The 15,895-nt window shown below is 53.7% G+C and carries 14 protein-coding genes; 5 read left to right on the top strand and 9 right to left on the bottom strand.

Features of this window, described 5'->3' with window-relative positions; translation table 11 throughout:
• Positions 1-698: 698 nt before the first annotated feature.
• On the bottom strand, positions 699-953 hold the full coding sequence (locus tag CIK74_RS18555; RefSeq protein WP_141392954.1) for a hypothetical protein: 255 nt from the start codon (positions 951-953) through the stop codon (positions 699-701).
• Between the two features lie 216 nt (positions 954-1,169).
• Here CIK74_RS18555 and CIK74_RS12960 point away from each other — a divergent pair, with 216 nt between their 5' ends.
• Complete coding sequence (locus tag CIK74_RS12960) at positions 1,170-1,715, top strand: VanZ family protein (RefSeq protein WP_096256618.1); 546 nt, start codon at positions 1,170-1,172, stop codon at positions 1,713-1,715.
• A 112-nt stretch (positions 1,716-1,827) separates the two neighbouring features.
• Here CIK74_RS12960 and CIK74_RS12955 read toward each other — a convergent pair whose 3' ends face one another.
• Complete coding sequence (locus CIK74_RS12955) at positions 1,828-2,346, bottom strand: GNAT family N-acetyltransferase (RefSeq protein ID WP_240520541.1); 519 nt, start codon at positions 2,344-2,346, stop codon at positions 1,828-1,830.
• Positions 2,347-2,645: 299 nt separating this feature from the next.
• Here CIK74_RS12955 and CIK74_RS12950 point away from each other — a divergent pair, with 299 nt between their 5' ends.
• Positions 2,646-3,869: an IS110 family transposase gene (locus CIK74_RS12950; protein ID WP_096256617.1), complete on the top strand. Its 1,224-nt coding sequence runs from the start codon at positions 2,646-2,648 to the stop codon at positions 3,867-3,869.
• 169 nt (positions 3,870-4,038) lie between these two features.
• Here CIK74_RS12950 and CIK74_RS12945 read toward each other — a convergent pair whose 3' ends face one another.
• The 4 genes from CIK74_RS12945 to CIK74_RS12925 all read right to left on the bottom strand — a co-directional run bounded on the left by CIK74_RS12945 (position 4,039) and on the right by CIK74_RS12925 (position 8,517).
• Entirely contained in the window at positions 4,039-5,517 is a 1,479-nt protein-coding gene (locus CIK74_RS12945) for a glycosyltransferase 87 family protein (RefSeq protein WP_141392952.1), read from the bottom strand.
• A 24-nt stretch (positions 5,518-5,541) separates the two neighbouring features.
• On the bottom strand, positions 5,542-5,778 hold the full coding sequence (locus tag CIK74_RS12940; RefSeq protein WP_256382728.1) for a helix-turn-helix domain-containing protein: 237 nt from the start codon (positions 5,776-5,778) through the stop codon (positions 5,542-5,544).
• Positions 5,778-6,419, bottom strand: coding sequence for a hypothetical protein (locus CIK74_RS12935; RefSeq protein ID WP_141392951.1), 642 nt, complete (start codon positions 6,417-6,419; stop codon positions 5,778-5,780). The genes CIK74_RS12940 and CIK74_RS12935 overlap by 1 nt, the downstream gene beginning before the upstream one ends.
• 826 nt (positions 6,420-7,245) lie before the next feature.
• A complete protein-coding gene (locus CIK74_RS12925) occupies positions 7,246-8,517 on the bottom strand; it encodes a citrate/2-methylcitrate synthase (RefSeq protein ID WP_096256613.1) in 1,272 nt (423 codons plus the stop codon).
• A gap of 63 nt (positions 8,518-8,580) precedes the next feature.
• On the opposite strand from CIK74_RS12925, the gene CIK74_RS12920 reads away from it, so the two are divergent.
• A complete protein-coding gene (locus CIK74_RS12920; RefSeq protein ID WP_170947877.1) occupies positions 8,581-9,846 on the top strand; it encodes an MFS transporter in 1,266 nt (421 codons plus the stop codon).
• 184 nt (positions 9,847-10,030) lie between these two features.
• On the opposite strand, the gene CIK74_RS18550 is transcribed toward CIK74_RS12920, so the two are convergent.
• Positions 10,031-10,486, bottom strand: a complete 456-nt coding sequence (locus CIK74_RS18550; RefSeq protein WP_141392950.1) for a hypothetical protein — start codon at positions 10,484-10,486, stop codon at positions 10,031-10,033.
• 649 nt (positions 10,487-11,135) lie between these two features.
• Positions 11,136-11,747: a GrpB family protein gene (locus CIK74_RS12915; protein ID WP_096256611.1), complete on the bottom strand. Its 612-nt coding sequence runs from the start codon at positions 11,745-11,747 to the stop codon at positions 11,136-11,138.
• Between the two features lie 320 nt (positions 11,748-12,067).
• On the opposite strand from CIK74_RS12915, the gene CIK74_RS12910 reads away from it, so the two are divergent.
• Complete coding sequence (locus CIK74_RS12910; RefSeq protein WP_240520540.1) at positions 12,068-12,763, top strand: maleylpyruvate isomerase family mycothiol-dependent enzyme; 696 nt, start codon at positions 12,068-12,070, stop codon at positions 12,761-12,763.
• A gap of 441 nt (positions 12,764-13,204) precedes the next feature.
• Entirely contained in the window at positions 13,205-13,462 is a 258-nt protein-coding gene (locus CIK74_RS12905; protein ID WP_096256609.1) for a metal-sensitive transcriptional regulator, read from the top strand.
• Between the two features lie 114 nt (positions 13,463-13,576).
• On the opposite strand, the gene CIK74_RS12900 is transcribed toward CIK74_RS12905, so the two are convergent.
• Entirely contained in the window at positions 13,577-15,868 is a 2,292-nt protein-coding gene (locus CIK74_RS12900) for a heavy metal translocating P-type ATPase (RefSeq protein WP_096256608.1), read from the bottom strand.
• Between the last annotated feature and the right edge of the window lie 27 nt (positions 15,869-15,895).

Raw genomic sequence — 15,895 nt, 5'->3', positions numbered from 1 at the left:
AACTTGTTTCCGTACTCGGTGAATCGATGCTACAGGAAGTAAGGAGGAGAGGCATAAGCGCAATTAGTGCGAGGCCTTGGAGCTGAACTGATCTTTTCACGCTAAATGCACTCTTTCGAAACGGTCATAAAATGATGAAGGCGCCTGTCCCTCAGCGATAAACCGATTCCCTGCGTGACTTGGCTTACCCGGAGTATATCTACTTTCGGTCGTTATGTAACGCGCAGCACACCTGAAGAACCTGAACGTTGGGAGCGCGCAGGAGGATTACAAGATTATTTGGCGCGGTTCCGTTTTCTGCAAACCTTATGGTCGTTTATCTATCTATATGCGATCCACTAGCGGCATATATTAAGCATGAGGAGATTCAACTTTAGTGCCCTGGAAAATCACTTGAAATCGTTGTGGCTTCTTTTCAATTGAGGGACTTTTACGCATGTTCTTTCGATTTTCATTTCTATCATCGATGTTTCTAGAGAATCTTCACCCAGGGAACCCGCAGTGAGGAATCGTCGACGAATGATGGCGACGGGACTGCACGATGTTGGTAGACGTCTTGCGGGTGCTGGAACCGCGCATGCGGATAGGAAGTTGAAGCCCGCAAGGGGAACCTTCTACGGGACAATAATTCGGATTGTCGTGGGCTACGGTGATATCCCTGCCCAGGCAGATGAGAATCGCCGGTGGATAAGTGAGAGTTAGTCGATGGCCCGGCGAGGACGCAACGCGCCTAAAAGTATGAATACAAAGGAAACTGTGATGACACCGGCCAAGATCATCATCCCGCCGTTGGCTAGTAACCACATTTTTACCAGAAGAACAGCAATGACGAGGAGAGCAACGACTAGGGAAACAGCCTTGACCGGGTTCCTCTTCATCAGTCTTGGTAGGGGCCATACCTTCGGAACCGAGGTCGGCTCGGGGTCCTGCGAGCCATTTGGGGGTATGTTCATGATTCTATTCTGCCTCAAGCTATTTTCGGTGAAGTTCAGCCTTCTCGCCGGGGAACGTCCAGCGGGACGCATTGGCCAAGGTGAAAACCAAATAGACACCTCGTATCAAAGATCGGTACCGTTCTAGTATCGCGTGCTCCAGCCACGCGAAGCGCTGATCTCAATGGAGATGCCGCTGACTCTTGATGAGCACTCAATCGGACACGAAAGCACGATTTGTACTTCGGACTTCTCAGTTACCTTATTCCGTTCTTCCTAATTGGCGTTGTGCTGATCGCGGGAGTTCTCGCGATCAGCAACCGGAAACGGATCAAGACAGGACAAACGCAGCTCTCAAAACTGTTCCTGCTCTGGATCTTCCTCGGATGGGTCCTTGGCACAGGTTTGATTACTCTGATGCCCGCAGCATTTGGTGGTGAACCGAAAAGCACTCTTTCACTAGTACCTTTCAAAGAACTTATTTCGAATGGTCCTGGAATTGGCTACTCGGTTATCAAGGAAGGGATCGCCAACATCTTGCTGTTTGCGGTAGGTGGAGCGCTCTACATGCTTGCACTAAAGCCAAGTGTGGGACGCATAGTTCTCCATCTTGGCTTTTTCGCGGTAGTCGTTGAAGCGGGGCAGTTTGCCCTCGGAATTGACAGAATAAGCAGCGTCGACGACGTCATTTGGGCGATCCTGGGCGCAGCGATTGGCGCTTTTACTCTGCGAGGTTTGGCCAAACGAAAAATGCGGAACAGAACACCGCCAGTAGCAAGCTGAAATTCATCATATTTGACGGGCATCATTCACAGTCCCATCTGACGGTCCACTAGAGGAGCGTCCACAAAAGGGAGTCCTCAGCGGGACAGAGTGCTGCTAGTTTGGCGCGGAATCAACCAACGAGCGGACAACGCATGGCAACACGAGGCCACTGATCTAATCCGATGGAGGCCTCATGCTCTCGGATTCTCCTCAGACCTGGGGACAACTGACTCGTCGGAACAATATCAAAACCCAAACGAGCATAGTAGGGCGCGTTCCAAGGAACTTCGGCAAAAGTGGTTAGCGTCAGCGCGGCATAACCCTGCTGTCTCGCCCATTCTGCTGCCATCCCGATGAGCTGACGGCCAATCCCGAGGCCCGCATGAGTCGGAAGTACAGAGACTTGCTCTATATGAGCAACGTCGTCTATTAGATCCAAAAGAAGGTACGCAACGGGCTGATCAAAATCATCCGTGTCCACCCATGCTCTACCCTGATTTTGATACTGAAGGAAAACATGAATGGGCATCGTCTCACCGTCGGCAATTGATGCCATGCCTTCGCCGACGAAGACAGTATCAGCAGCACGCTCAATGCCCGGGAGCAAGCGAACATCATCGACCTGTGCAGCGCGGATCATGAAAGCCATTAAAGCACACGGCACTTCAACGCCTTCCGTCCTACAAGTCGTTCGGCAGGGGGAACCCTCTACTGTGATGATGTTATTAGGTCATCAGCCCGGCGTGACTCAACCCTCTACCGACGCCCTTCAAGGTTGTCTTAGTCCCGATCTGTCCGCCGGCTGGTGGCCCGCACCAAACGTGCTGCCCAGCCGAGCATGACTTCATAGGAGCTTGTTCCAAAGATCCCATCACAGTACTGTCTGTCCGACTGGTCAACACGAGCCAACCCTGTTGCTTTACCAGTATCAGAGGAGCTCCACCCCTCATGGCAAACGAAGAATTCAAGGTTATCGCCGGCATCGACACACATGCCGACACACACCACGTCGCACTGATTACCGACTACGGAAAACGGCTTGGGGACCGCAAGTTCCTGGCCGTCGGTTCCGGGTACCGGCAGATCGCCGCCTATCTGACCCGTTTCGGACCCGTAACCGCTGTTGGCATCGAGGGCACCGGCTCCTATGGAGCCGAGCTCGCCCGTGTGCTGGCGGAACACGGCTTCATCATCCGGGAGGTGAACCGCCCAAACCGTGCCGAACGTCGCCTGCGTGGCAAATCCGACCCTCTGGACGCCTACCAAGCCGCCGAATCGGTGCTGGCGGACCGGGGCACGTCCACCCCCAAAGCCCGCGACGGTTATGTGGAAGCGCTGCGGGTACTGCGCACCGCACGTACCAGCGCCATGAAGGCCCGAACGGCCTTGATGAACCAAATCAGCGCAGTCCTCACTGCCGCCACGGACGAAGTCAGAGCCAAATATCGAGGTCTAAGCAGTGAGGCAAGGGTCAAGGCCATGGCCAGCAGCCGACCCACAGGCGATCGGGCGGATCCCGTCACAGCTACCCTGATGACGCTCAAGCGATTGGGGACGCGCCACCGGTTCCTGAGTGAAGAAATCAACGAAACTGATGCTGCGCTTGAAGCCATAATTTTGACCTATGCCCCAGAGCTTATGGACGTCAAAGGTGTTGGTGTCGTCGTCGCTTCTCAGCTATTGGTGACATTCGGCGATAATCCGGAACGCATGAACAGCGAAGCGGCTTTCGCGGCTCTGGCCGGTGTTGCGGCCGTCCCGGCTTCTTCCGGGAAAACAAGCCGTCACAGGCTCTGCCGAGGTGGTGACAGGCAAGCCAACAGCTCGCTTTACCGGATTGTCGTGGTTCGTATGTCCACAGATGCCAGGACACGTGCCTACGTGGCCAAACGTACCGAAGACGGTTTAAGTAAAAAGGAAATTATCCGTTGTCTCAAGCGTTATGTTGCCCGTGAAATATTCCACGTCATGAAGAATCCTAGGTCTGCTCCGTTGACCAACGATTTGCGGATCCTGCGTCTGAAATTGGGTCTGACGCAAGTGTTTGTTGCAGCTGCGTTGGGGACCTGGCCGGGCACGATCTCGCGCATTGAGCATGGCAAGTCCCAGGACTGTGAGGCCATCTCCAGATACCGAGCTTGGCTTGAAGAACAAGCTCCGGAACGCAATTGACAAGAATAGGAGCATCGGGACACCTCCCGAACGCACGGATAAGATTCGGTGCAACATGTTCACAGAGCTGAAAGCCAGGCATTACAGTGGTTGCGAAATCAGACAACACGAACGCGTCAACTAATCGCCGTCATGCGCCCCACTTAAGCGAACGAGCAGCTAAAACGGATCAACGACTTACAGGCTCTCGCAGAGTGGTGGCAGTGAACCGCGCATGCGATTGCTGAACCAGAAGTACAACGATGCATAGACCAATGAGCAGCAACGATTCACGCAGCACAATCGCTAACGGAAACAATACCGGCGTATTGAGACTGAAAAGCACGTCACCAAGGTTTGGTCCTGTCGCAACAAGAATTAGCCCACTAGCAAGGCAAAAATTCCGAACTCGCAACCCGCCACGGCCCCAGAGCACCATTAGCCCTGGCAACAGATACACCCAATGGTGCATCCAACTTACGGGAGACACCATGCACGCGGTCAGGCCAATGACGATCGCCGCTTGGATATTGCCACCCCGACGAAAAACCCTCGCCGCAGCATAAAGACCAAGTGCGGCAGCGATCAGAGTCAGCGCTACCGCTGGAATGGCAGTCCAATCCCCTAATGCCGCAAAAGCTCCTTGGATGGAGTTGTTTCCCGATGTGGAGAATAGCCCATCGAGGGAGACCCGATCAGATAAATTCCAGAGCACTCTAGTAGCAAAATCAATGCTCATGGATGGATAAGCGAATGCCGCAACAACTGTCACAGCAAGAGCAGCTATGGAGCTGGTCAAGGCAGCCCGTTTCTGCCCAGTAATGACGAAGTAAACAATGAAAAGAGCTGGCGTAAGTTTCACGGCCGCTGCGATTCCCACAAGTACCCCTCTGGGAATGAACCGCAGAATTCGATTTTCAGAATTACGCCCTATGTCAATCAGCACCAGGGCCATAAGGAATACATTGATTTGGCCGAAGATGATGTGGCTGGCCATAACGATACTGCAAGACGCAATGAATCCGACTATGCCGACAACTGCAGGCTGGTTACGATGCTTCAACGGCAGCAAGCTGCGCAGAACGAGCCCCATCGTCAGCGCTGAAGCGATAGACCAAAGGAAGTAGGCAGTTTTAGCTGTAAGGATGTTCAAGGGAAGGAAGGCTAAAGCAGCAAAGGGAGTGTAGGTAAACGGCAATCCCTCGGTCGGCATGTCGGTTCCATGGATGTTGCCGGCGTAGATGTTCTCACCCGCTGCCGCCAGTCCCGCCCCATAGTGGTAGACATAGAAATCGACGGGGTTGACCTGACTTACGAGTCCAGCCAGGAAGCAGACGCTGATAAGCGCAGAAAAGAAGAGCGCGACTATGCTCATCCAGCGTGATTGGCAGGCCCAAGCTCGTCGGATGATTCCATTCCGGATCTTGCTCGCGGGCGGAACTTGGGGTTTAACCTGCAGCACATCATCAGGATTGCAATCGAGCTTAGAACAAAGTACTGCCAGCGTGGATAACTTGATGCCCGTAGCATCACCGATGCACAATTTGTGCAGATCCTCGACCGGTACGCCGGTACGTTGAGCGGCCTGGTCGAGACTGATGTTACGCAGTCGGAGCGTGTTCTCCAGGACGCTGATGGTTTGCGTTCCGGTAATCTTCGCTTCACGCATTAATGCTTGCACCGGTGTTTCTCCTTAGCTCCGGTAAACGGTGAGGAGGTCACCGACATCGCATTCAAGGACATGGCAGATGGCTCTCAAAGTCGTGAAACGGATGGCTTTGGCATGCCCGTTTTTGAGTAAGGACAGATTGACGATGCTGACTTCCACTCTTTTGCTGAGCTCTGTCAATGTCATTTCTGCATTTATAAGCAGTTCGTCCAAGTGGCAAACGATCAGTGCTTCTTCGGCCTGCTTGCGAGTCTTGGCCACTAGACGAGTCCTTTTGCATCGCGGTTCAGCGCATCGCCACTCCGAAATACAGCGGCTAACAATAAGGCGATCAATCCCACGTACACAGGCATCAGATTGAAGCTTGAGCTGGCGTAATACACGAGATCACCAACGCCTAAGGGGCTGATTCCCGAATCAATTCCGGACAGCTGTGAAACCGTGGCCTTCTTTGCTGCTCCTTCAAGAAATGGCCCCAGTGCTCCGGCTACTAATGCTGTGAATCCCGAGATCGCTACTGGCCACGCGAACCCGCCGGCGAAAGGTGTTCCTCTGATCAGTCGGTAACACAGGAACACGACGGTAACCGTGGCGAATAGAACGGCTGCCGCAGTAAGCGTTGCCGAAGAGATAAAGAGGGTTTGTATTGATGAGTCGATGGTGGTTACCTGCACGCGGAGCGTTTCGACTTGAAGCGAGACTACATTTGAGTCGAGGCTTCCTGCATCGATGTGCTGGAAAGAAGGGACGGAGAAATTCAGCTTGCCGGCTTGGATTTGGAAAATCCGTAGCCATGCCTGGTATCCGACGTAGCAACCGATAGCCAGGGTCAGCATCGCGACGATAGCAAGTGATCCTAAAGTTACGCCACGTCGAGTTCCAGTGAGAAGTTTGTGCATCATCTACCGCCTTTACGATATTCGTTATTAACGTTTATCGTAATGCATGATTGTTGTCGCGTCTATCGGCCCAGGATTCACTACGCCCTTCGGTGCCACCTTCAGGGGGTTACTCGGTTTGGCTGTTGCGGTTCAGGAGGAGGGTGTGAATGGCATCCAGTCAAGGTTTCTTCGCGGCACTTCGGGGAACGCTGCGGGCCCGCACGGGATACTCCCGTGATGCTGCCCGCCGGATTTGAAGCTAGGGGCCACCAGTGCTTGTAGCGCTGGAATCTCTTTCTCGGACACCCATCGATGGATTCGAAAATGTTCCGCAAGCCGAACGTTGAACGGACAACCTATTATGCGAGCCATATACGCTCGCGGGATTCCTTCTCGTAGACTTTAGAAAACAACGGAGGTGACAATTTGAAACGAAAAGTCATCGTTGCAATTGGGTTTACGTTGACTCCCATCGGGGTAGCGGTCTACTCGTATTATCAAGATAGTGATTCCTTCAACCTCATCAGCCTTGGCATGGCAGCCTTTTGGATCGCCATTGCCGTAGGAATTCTTGTCAGACTAATCCGGGCCAAGCGCGGAAGTAAGATTCGAGATGCATTCGGTCCAGTGGCGGCCGGAGTAGACGCCTACCAAGCGATCCTCCTTAGTCAACCTACAATCGACCAAAGCACCGATGGGGGAGCTAAAAACATACCCACGGACAGATCCAGCACCGGCCCCTAGCTCTCCAAAGCATCCAACTAATGGCTCCTGCTCGTGGAACAACCGCGCTCCCGCAAGGGGAACGCTCTACGGAACATATTCCGTAAACGAATCACTTCTGCTGCTATGGAGTCCCAGACGCTTCGCTTGGTGCAGGTCCAGAGTAACGGCCGTGCGGGCGCATCCGCATAGGAGCGCGTCCGTACTCATCTGCCATGTGGGCAATCCATCCTGCCGACCGCGCGATAGCAAAAATCGCCGGCCCTGCGTCAGGTGCCATCCCTTTAACATGGAGCAACGCTGCTAAAGCCAAATCAATGTTGGGACCAAGCCGTGTGCGGTTTTCCATCACACGGGCCAACGAGCCAACAGCTCGAAGAACAGGTGAATCGGGAACTTCCTGATGCAATATATCCAAGAGAATTCTGGCGCGTGGGTCACCTTCTGGATACAAAGCATGCCCGAATCCTGGAACCATGCGCCCATTAGCAGCGATCGATTCCGCCAGCGCCTTTTCTGGTGAATCATATTTAAGTGCCATTCTGATTAGTTCTGCCGCATCTTGGCTGGCGTTGCCATGGAGCTTGGAATCCAGTGCGCCAATTGCACTGCTGATTCCTCCGTAGATCGTTGCACGGGCAGACGCTGCCGCTCTAGCCGCCAAAGTGGAAATAGCCAAGTCGTGGTCAACCAGCAACACCAGCGCAGCATTAATCGCGCGAACGCTCTTAGACTTTGCATCTTGCGTTGGCCCGAAGGCTGCGCTTATCCCATCGGCAACACTTGGATGATCCGTAGATCGACAGGTTTTGTGCCTTGCTTGGTTCAAACTGCTGACGATTCCTGAAATCAATCCAGCACCCAACTCCGCGACGTTGTTCTGCGAGGCATGGCGCAACGGATCAGCAGCACCCAGAGCTAACAGTGCGGCAGACACTTTGTCCAAGGGCGAGGCGAAGCGAGGCAATGCAGCCACGAAGTTTGCTGCGTTTCGCGTGTCCTCGGCGTTGGCTTTGAATCTATGGGAACTGTTCAGCGGTTCTCCCCAGAGCCAGGCGGCGACAGACTCAAAGTGATAACGCGATACGAGTTCTTCTACGGCTACGCCCCGGAAGTAAAGCTGTCCATCGATGACTTGGGAAATGTTGGTATCCAGGATCATCAAAGGCGCACCGTGGGAAGAGTACCTCGAACCGTCTTCTCGCGAGGTCGACGAAACAGGGGCTCGTCCGCGTTGCTGTGCGAACGCCTCGACCTCCAGCGCGTCCAGTGTTGAGCCGCCACTGGATCGCTGGCTGCTCAACAGGCCACGGGAAATGTAGGAATAAACCGTTTCGGGCTTCACATTCAACCGGATCGAAGTCTGGCCCACAGTAAGCCTCGGAATGTCAGACATTGCAACCCTTACTTGATTCAATCAACATTGATGAATCTAGCATCGATGTTGATACTTGGGAACATGCGCAAATCATCTGCATCGACGACCTCGACTGCCAACGCATCATCGCTGACCAACCATGGCAGCGTCGCTTTTCGGCGAGTCTACATATGGATCTCTATCGGCAATGGGGCCACTACTCAAGCCGTATTCTTCCTGCTTGCTGGACTGGCAGTGCTCAGGGCAGAAGATCCTCAAGCCGTCGGGTTGCAGCTAGCAGCACAATCTCTTCCAGCCTTGGCATTGCTGCTGCTGGTCGGCAGCGCCGCTTCAAAATTCAATTTCCGCTCAGCCCTGGTGCTGAGTTTATGGCTACAGGCAGCAAGCGCAATAATTTTTGGCATCACATCACTGGTGTTCGGCTACAACCTTGTCTCGGCGCTGATCATGAGCTTGGTCTATGCGACAGCTTCAACGGTGCAAGCGCCAGGGCGTCGGACGGTGATGGCTGATCTCTATCCCGAGGAAGTACGCCGACGCGCGATCTCTAGTATCACCGCGTACAGCAATGGTGCTCGATTGGTTGCTCCAGCCGCAGCAGGATTTGCGCTAGCAACTGGGTACTGGCAGGTTTGGTTCATTTTGGACGCAGTCGTATGCGTAGTTGCCGCTCTTCTCTCATCAAGAGCCATCAAGCTCCTCAATATCTCCCAGAAAGAGAATCTTGGGAAAGAGGGTGAGACCGGTTGGAGCCCTACTTTGAATACAAGGTCTGTGAGAGCGTTTCTTGTTGCGTTTGCGGCGGTCTGCGTCTTCGGCTTCAACATCCAGGTCATTGCGCCGTTGGCTGCCCGGGACTTGCTCAACGGTGCAGAGGAGTACGCCGGGTTGATTGTTTCTTCCCATACGCTCGGTTCACTGCTCGGTGCCGTGCTAGTTGCTCGTGCTGACCGGCATCTAAGAGGTTGCTATGCCGGGGGAAGCGTACTTCTTGGACTCGGATTGATCGCGTTCGTTATTCCTTCCAACGCGATGGAGACCATGATCCTTGTTTGCTCGTTGATTGCTGGTGTCGGACGAGGACTCACTTTGACCGCTTCGTCGACGATGGCTTCCACGTGGGGTGAGTCAACTGTTTTTCGTGAACGTCTCATTGCGTTGACTTCGATCATTTTTACGGCGAGCAATCTTGTAAGCGCGGGGATTATAAGCATGTCTTTGGCGTTAGGCAGTTCCACGCTCACCTTGTGGGTTTGCGGGGCCGGCTCCGTTGCAGCTGGGCTTTGCGCCATGATGATGCGATCGAAGTGGGACTCGGAAAATCGGTCTGAACCATCGGGACCCTAGAACCGATGATGACTACTTCGATAGTTCTAGCGCTCTTCCAGGGCCAAGAACTCATTGCTTTGTTGCCCACAGGGGAACGCTGTACCGGGCAAACAATCCCAGACCGAACGTTAATCTATAGTTTCGTCAGGAGAAGGTTTCTAACGCCTTCTGCTTGTGCTCAAGTTCCCTTGATGACCTGCATTTACCGGACGGTTTCTCCCTGCACGCTGGGGATGAGGATGTTCTCATGAATTCTGGTCCATCCTTGGGATTCCAAAGTGCGGGTATCAGCGTTATCTCGAACCAAGGAAGCTGACATGTTGCTTGGCATGGTCGAGGCAGTGACAATCAGGTCTGCTGCTCCCATGCCGCCGCAACCTGCAAACCATTGAGGGTCTGTTCCTGGTGGAACGACAATTATGCAACCTACCGAAGAATCATGGGACGCAGCAGCAAAATATCGTACCTGTTTGTGGGTTGTCAGAAGTCGTGAACTTTCCGCGTCAACAGTGTCGTCGAGCTCAACTCCCGTAGGCAGGACGTCGGTCGGCGTGCTCTGTGTCTCCAACGCCCGAATCCCGGTGTGCGATGAACATGCGCCGAGTGGCAACAATAAGCCGATACAAATGGCTCCGGAGAAAATCCTGCGAATACTCATTTTCATACCCCTTCAAACGGACATTATTGCAAGGGTATCTCAGTATCGGATTGGTAAGCCGAAGAATCCAATCGCGTGATTCGGGACGGAAGGGGATGCTTGGGAAAATGTTATCCATGACCCAATCCTGCCAGAAGCGCGGATCTAATACTGCGTGACAGAGATGAAAATTCAAGTGTCCCATATGCCGGTCGCCATACGGGACACTCGATCCGTTGACTTGGTAAATTTTCGAAACTCCGAGTTTTCAAAGATTTCAGATTCCCGTATACCCCGCCCGAGAAAATGCCCGGTGAAGGGACCTTATGCGGGGCACTTGAAATCAGGCCAAATTGCCACTTCCAGCGACAAGATACCCACCCAAGTTTTCGACCACTCTGTGACGAAAAAGTCTCCAACTCCTTGGCGTAATGGAAGAACAATCCTGCTCTGAACTAGTCGTAGCCGATAGCCATAAGAACCATTTTGGAATCTATGATGACACGGCAAAGTTACATTCCGAAAAGCCTCTCGTTCACGCTGAAGAATTCAGTAACTGGTTCCCTAATGCGCCTGCGGAAACTCCAGTTGCCAGGTTGCCGGCGCATTTAGACTTCATCACGGAACTTCTAAACATGCAGACAAGCAACACCTTGGGAGGGTACACGTCTTAATTTTTGATAAGACCCATAGCCGAAAAGGCTCGGTGATAGATTTCCTTGATGACGGATTCTTTACGGGCGTTGTATTGCATGGTGTGTTCGCCTGCTGCCGTAGCCTGCGCTGCGGCTATCCGTTTTGCTTCTGCGTACAACTGTCGCTCGTTTGGGTGCGCACGCAACCAATCACGGAAAATTCGATGTTTGATTAATTCTGGACTGTCATACCCGAAGACATGCAAGTTGCATGGTGGGTTCGAGCCCCGCAGCACACGATGTCCATACCACCACGGTTCGCGGACAACTAGTTGAAAACCGACTTTTTCGAGCGCCGGAACATAGAGCTGTTCTTCATTTGGATCAGCAACCACCAAATCTATGTCAATGATTGGTTTCGCGGGCAGTTCCTGTATAGATGTCGAACCGACATGCTCAATTGTCAGAGCCCGCCATCCCAAGACGTTTCTGATTTGCGTAGCAAGAAACTGGAATTGCCCTGCCCACTTGTCGTTCCACTCGGCAATCTCAACGCCTTGCAATGGTCCAGCTCCAGGCAGATAAGGAGATTGCCCTTCGGGCGGTGCGGGTTCGTGGAATGAGGTAATTTCGGCAAGTTGTGGCATGACAACTATTATCAACTGTTCTATCGTTCTTAGCATTCAGCTTGCCAAAGATCCTTATTCAAATCTTCAACACAGCACTAGCCGTCATCGCCATGTGCGTTCCTAAATGAAAGACACGCAGCCTCTTCCTGCCAATGGATGATTTCATTACTCATGCATTGAGACGTTTCCACCGGCGCAACTGCCAAACATTCAAAGCGAATCCCTGGGGCGCGATGAGGAATAAAAGTGGCACGGGGCTACATAAGCGGTTCCTGATACCAATAGCCACAGCTCAGTATCGGTCCGGTCCGGCTTGCCATTATCGAGACTAGGGAGAAGTGCCAAAACGTAACTTCCATAAATTCTTCTCTCCCAATTTAATCTTTCCGTGCGATCATGACTTTATGGATCGACGTAGCCTCTGGTCAGAGATCGATACCGAGCGTACCGCCTTGGCTCATCAATTAGCATTCATCGATGCGCCGCAGTGGCGAACCCAATCGCTCTGTACCGAGCTGACAGTTCGGGAAGTGTTGGCACACCTGACCGCCAGCGGCACCTTGTCAGGGACAGCTTGGTTTCTTGGTGTCCTGCGAGCGCGCTTTGATTTTGATCTGCAAGTGGCCGACCGGATCAGCGAACAGCTCGGTTCCACCCCGGACGATACGCTGAAACGTTTTCGTGCAACCATCGGCAGTAGGACCTCTCCCCCGATTCCTAAATTAGCCTTACTCGGAGAAATGATCGTCCACGGCAATGATATTCGGCAACCGCTCGGGTTGCATCATAATCACCGGCAAGAAACCCTTGATGCTTTACTTCGATACTACGCAGGCAGCGACCAAATTGTTGTCGCAAAGAAGAGAATCAAAGGATTGCAATTAGAGAGCCTCGAAAGCGGCATCACCATTGGGCATGGCCTGCCCGTTCGTGGCAGAACTCTGGCACTAATCATGGCGATGACCGGAAGGAAAGCGTACTGCTCCGAGCTGTCCGGAAGCGGAGTTTCTCTACTTGCTTCACGCTGCGACTAATCCGCTTCCTGTACCGATCAGACGCTGCTTTTCCCTGGTCAAAATTCCGCTGTAAAGGTCGCTGGCCGCGACCACCTACGGTACGGATCATCAATCCTTGGTTCAGCGCTTACCTGCCGAAAAGACGTGCGAAAAAGCCCTTGCCCGACTTATTTCCTTGAGCCGCATTCGGGTCGCAAGTACAGCGTGAGTTGCGTGGAACGTTAGCCATAACTTGCTCAACATGCTGCCCGCACCCTGCCCAGGTGGTTTTTTGGCACTTGCTACATTTCACGGCACGACACATTTTATGCTCCCTAAAGTCAATGATTCATCCGTATGCAAACTACTAAATTAGCTCACCTTTAGATACCCTATGGGGTATCGAGAAAATACTACCACAATCAAATAAACCCCCCGGGGTATAGGATGGAAGAAATTTCAACATGACAGGAGCGCGCCATGCAGTTAGAAGCAGAAACTATGAAACCTGCGATCAACAGACTCAAAAGAGCTCAGGGGCAGCTTAACGCTGTGATCAGGATGCTCGAAGAAGGCAGTGACTGCCGTGCAGTCGTTACCCAGCTCTCGGCAGCGTCGAAAGCCATTGACCGCGCGGGCTTCTCTATCATCGCCACCGGTTTAGAAAAATGCCTTGAGTCAGATGATCCCACCGTGGACCGCGCCGAAATGGAAAAGCTCTTCCTCTCATTGGCTTAGTCCTGCAGCAGTGAGCTTCCTGATTTACCTGACATAAGTAGACGTAAAAAGTGCCGGCTTCTTCCCTCAGGAAAACCGGCACTTTCCACTGCAGTTGGCCACTACTGGCAATCGTTACTTACGTCCAAACCCACGCAGTCGTAGCGAGTTGGCCACAACAAGCACGGAGCTTGCAGCCATGGCAGCTCCTGCAATCATCGGATTCAGGAACCCGAGAGCTGCCACCGGGATACCGGCGGTGTTGTAGATGAACGCCCAGAAAAGATTCATCTTGATGGTTCCCAAAGTCTTGCGGGACAGTTCAATGGACTGGGCTACCTGATCGATATCGTTGCCCATAATGGTCACATCCGCGGCCTCAATAGCCACATCAGTGCCGGATCCCATCGCGATGCCCAGGTCAGCCTGAGCCAAGGCAGGAGCATCATTAACACCGTCACCCACCATGGCTACAACCTTGCCTTGCGCTTGGAGCTTACGCACGGCTTCGGCTTTGCCCTCGGGGAAGACATCTGCGAAGACATCTTCGGGTGCAATGCCTACCTTGGCCGCCACGAGTTCGGCCACCGCCCTATTGTCACCGGTGAGCAGCACCGGGCGCAGTCCCAAATCCTTGAGCCTGGCGATAGCCGTCGCAGAGGATTCCTTGATGGTATCGGTCAAGTTGACCAACCCCGCGAAGACCCCGTCAACGCCGACTATGATCGAGGTAGCACCGGCTTGTTGCGCAGCGGCCAGATCCGCATGCTGCCCCTCGGTCAACTCAATACCATTGTCTTTCAACCAGCTGACGCGCCCTGACACCACCGTCTGTCCGTCAACTACCGCGCGAACGCCGCCGCCAGCGGCCGAGCTGAAATCGCTTGATCCCAACAGGTCGCCATCAGCTCTAGCAGCCGCGACAATCGCCTGGGCAATTGGGTGCTCGGAGCTGGACTCGGAAGCACCTGCCAGTGCCAAAACAGTGCTTTCTGCAAACCCGTCAGCCGCGGTGGTGGCGGTGACCGCAAGGTTTCCCTCGGTAACGGTTCCGGTCTTATCCAGCAGAACCGTGTCAACCTTCCGCGTGTCCTCCAGAACTTGCGGACCACGAATCAGGATACCTAGCTGGGCTCCCCGCCCAGTACCAACCAGCAAGCCAATAGGCGTTGCCAGACCCAATGCACAGGGGCAAGCGATAACCAGCACCGCAACAGAGGCAGCAACAGCAGCACCCATATCTCCGGCAACAAGCAACCAGGTCACAAAGGTCCCGAGAGCAATAACCAGCACAATAGGTACGAATACCGAGGAGATCCTGTCCGCCAGCCGGGCAATCGGAGCCTTGCCGGTCTGCGCTTCGGAGACCAAACGTCCCATTTGTGCCAACGTGGTGTCCTGACCCACTCGGGTAGCGCGAATGACTAGCGCACCTGAAGTATTGATCGTAGCTCCGGTGACCGTATCATCCGGGCCAACTTCTACGGGGACCGATTCACCTGTCACCAGCGCGGTATCTACCGCCGAGTGCCCGGAGACCACAAAGCCGTCTGTGGCGATCTTCTCCCCTGGACGCACAATGAATTCATCGCCGGGCACCAGAGTAGCGGCCGAAACCTTCGTTTCCACCCCGTCGCGGATCAGGGTAGCTTCTTTGGCTCCCAGATCCAGCAGCGTTTTTAATGCGTCACCTGCGCGGGCTTTGGCGCGTGCTTCCAGCCACCGTCCAAGCAGTAGGAAAGTCGCTACCACGCCGGCAGTTTCGAAGTACAAGGCATGCTCGCTCATCGGCATGCCGGTGTGGGCGGTGATATTAGGATCTGCAATCAACTGCCACAGCGAATACAAGTAAGCGGCCAGGACACCGATGGACACCAAGGTGTCCATGGTGGAGGCGAAGTGGCGTGCATTGATCGCGGCCGCTCGGTGAAATGGCCAGGCCGACCAGAAAGTGACCGGCGTAGCCAGGACCAGCGCCACCCAACCCCAATGCGGGAATTGGGCACCGGGAATCATGGAAATGACAAAGAGTGGGGTGGTGAAGATGGCAGCTACAATCAGCCGTCTCTTCAGGTCCGCACCGACCGCTGGCGCTGCTTTCGCGGGAATTGGTTCAAGCTGCGCCGGAGGTTCGAAAACGTCTTGATCACCGTCAAGCAGCGTTGGAGCCGATGGCTTCGCGTACTGGTCAACCTTGAGGCTGGCTTTATAACCGGCCGACTCCACAGTTGAGATCAAAGTTTCGTCGCTCACGTCTTGCGGAACGGTGATGCGTGCTGATTCCAACGGCAAGTTGACCAACGCTTCAACGCCTTCTATCTTGCCCAGTTTGCGCTCGACTCGACCCACACACGAGGCACAGGTCATTCCCTGGATGTCCAACTCGACTATGCGCTGGTTGGTGGGGAATGCAGTGTCGTTACTCATGATTCCATTTCTTTCTCACATCTGGCT

Origin of the sequence: Glutamicibacter sp. BW77, assembly GCF_002332285.1 — a bacterium.
Taxonomy (GTDB): domain Bacteria; phylum Actinomycetota; class Actinomycetes; order Actinomycetales; family Micrococcaceae; genus Glutamicibacter; species Glutamicibacter bergerei.
Note: the sequence above shows the minus strand (reverse complement) of the source record. Positions and strands in the feature narration are given on the sequence as shown.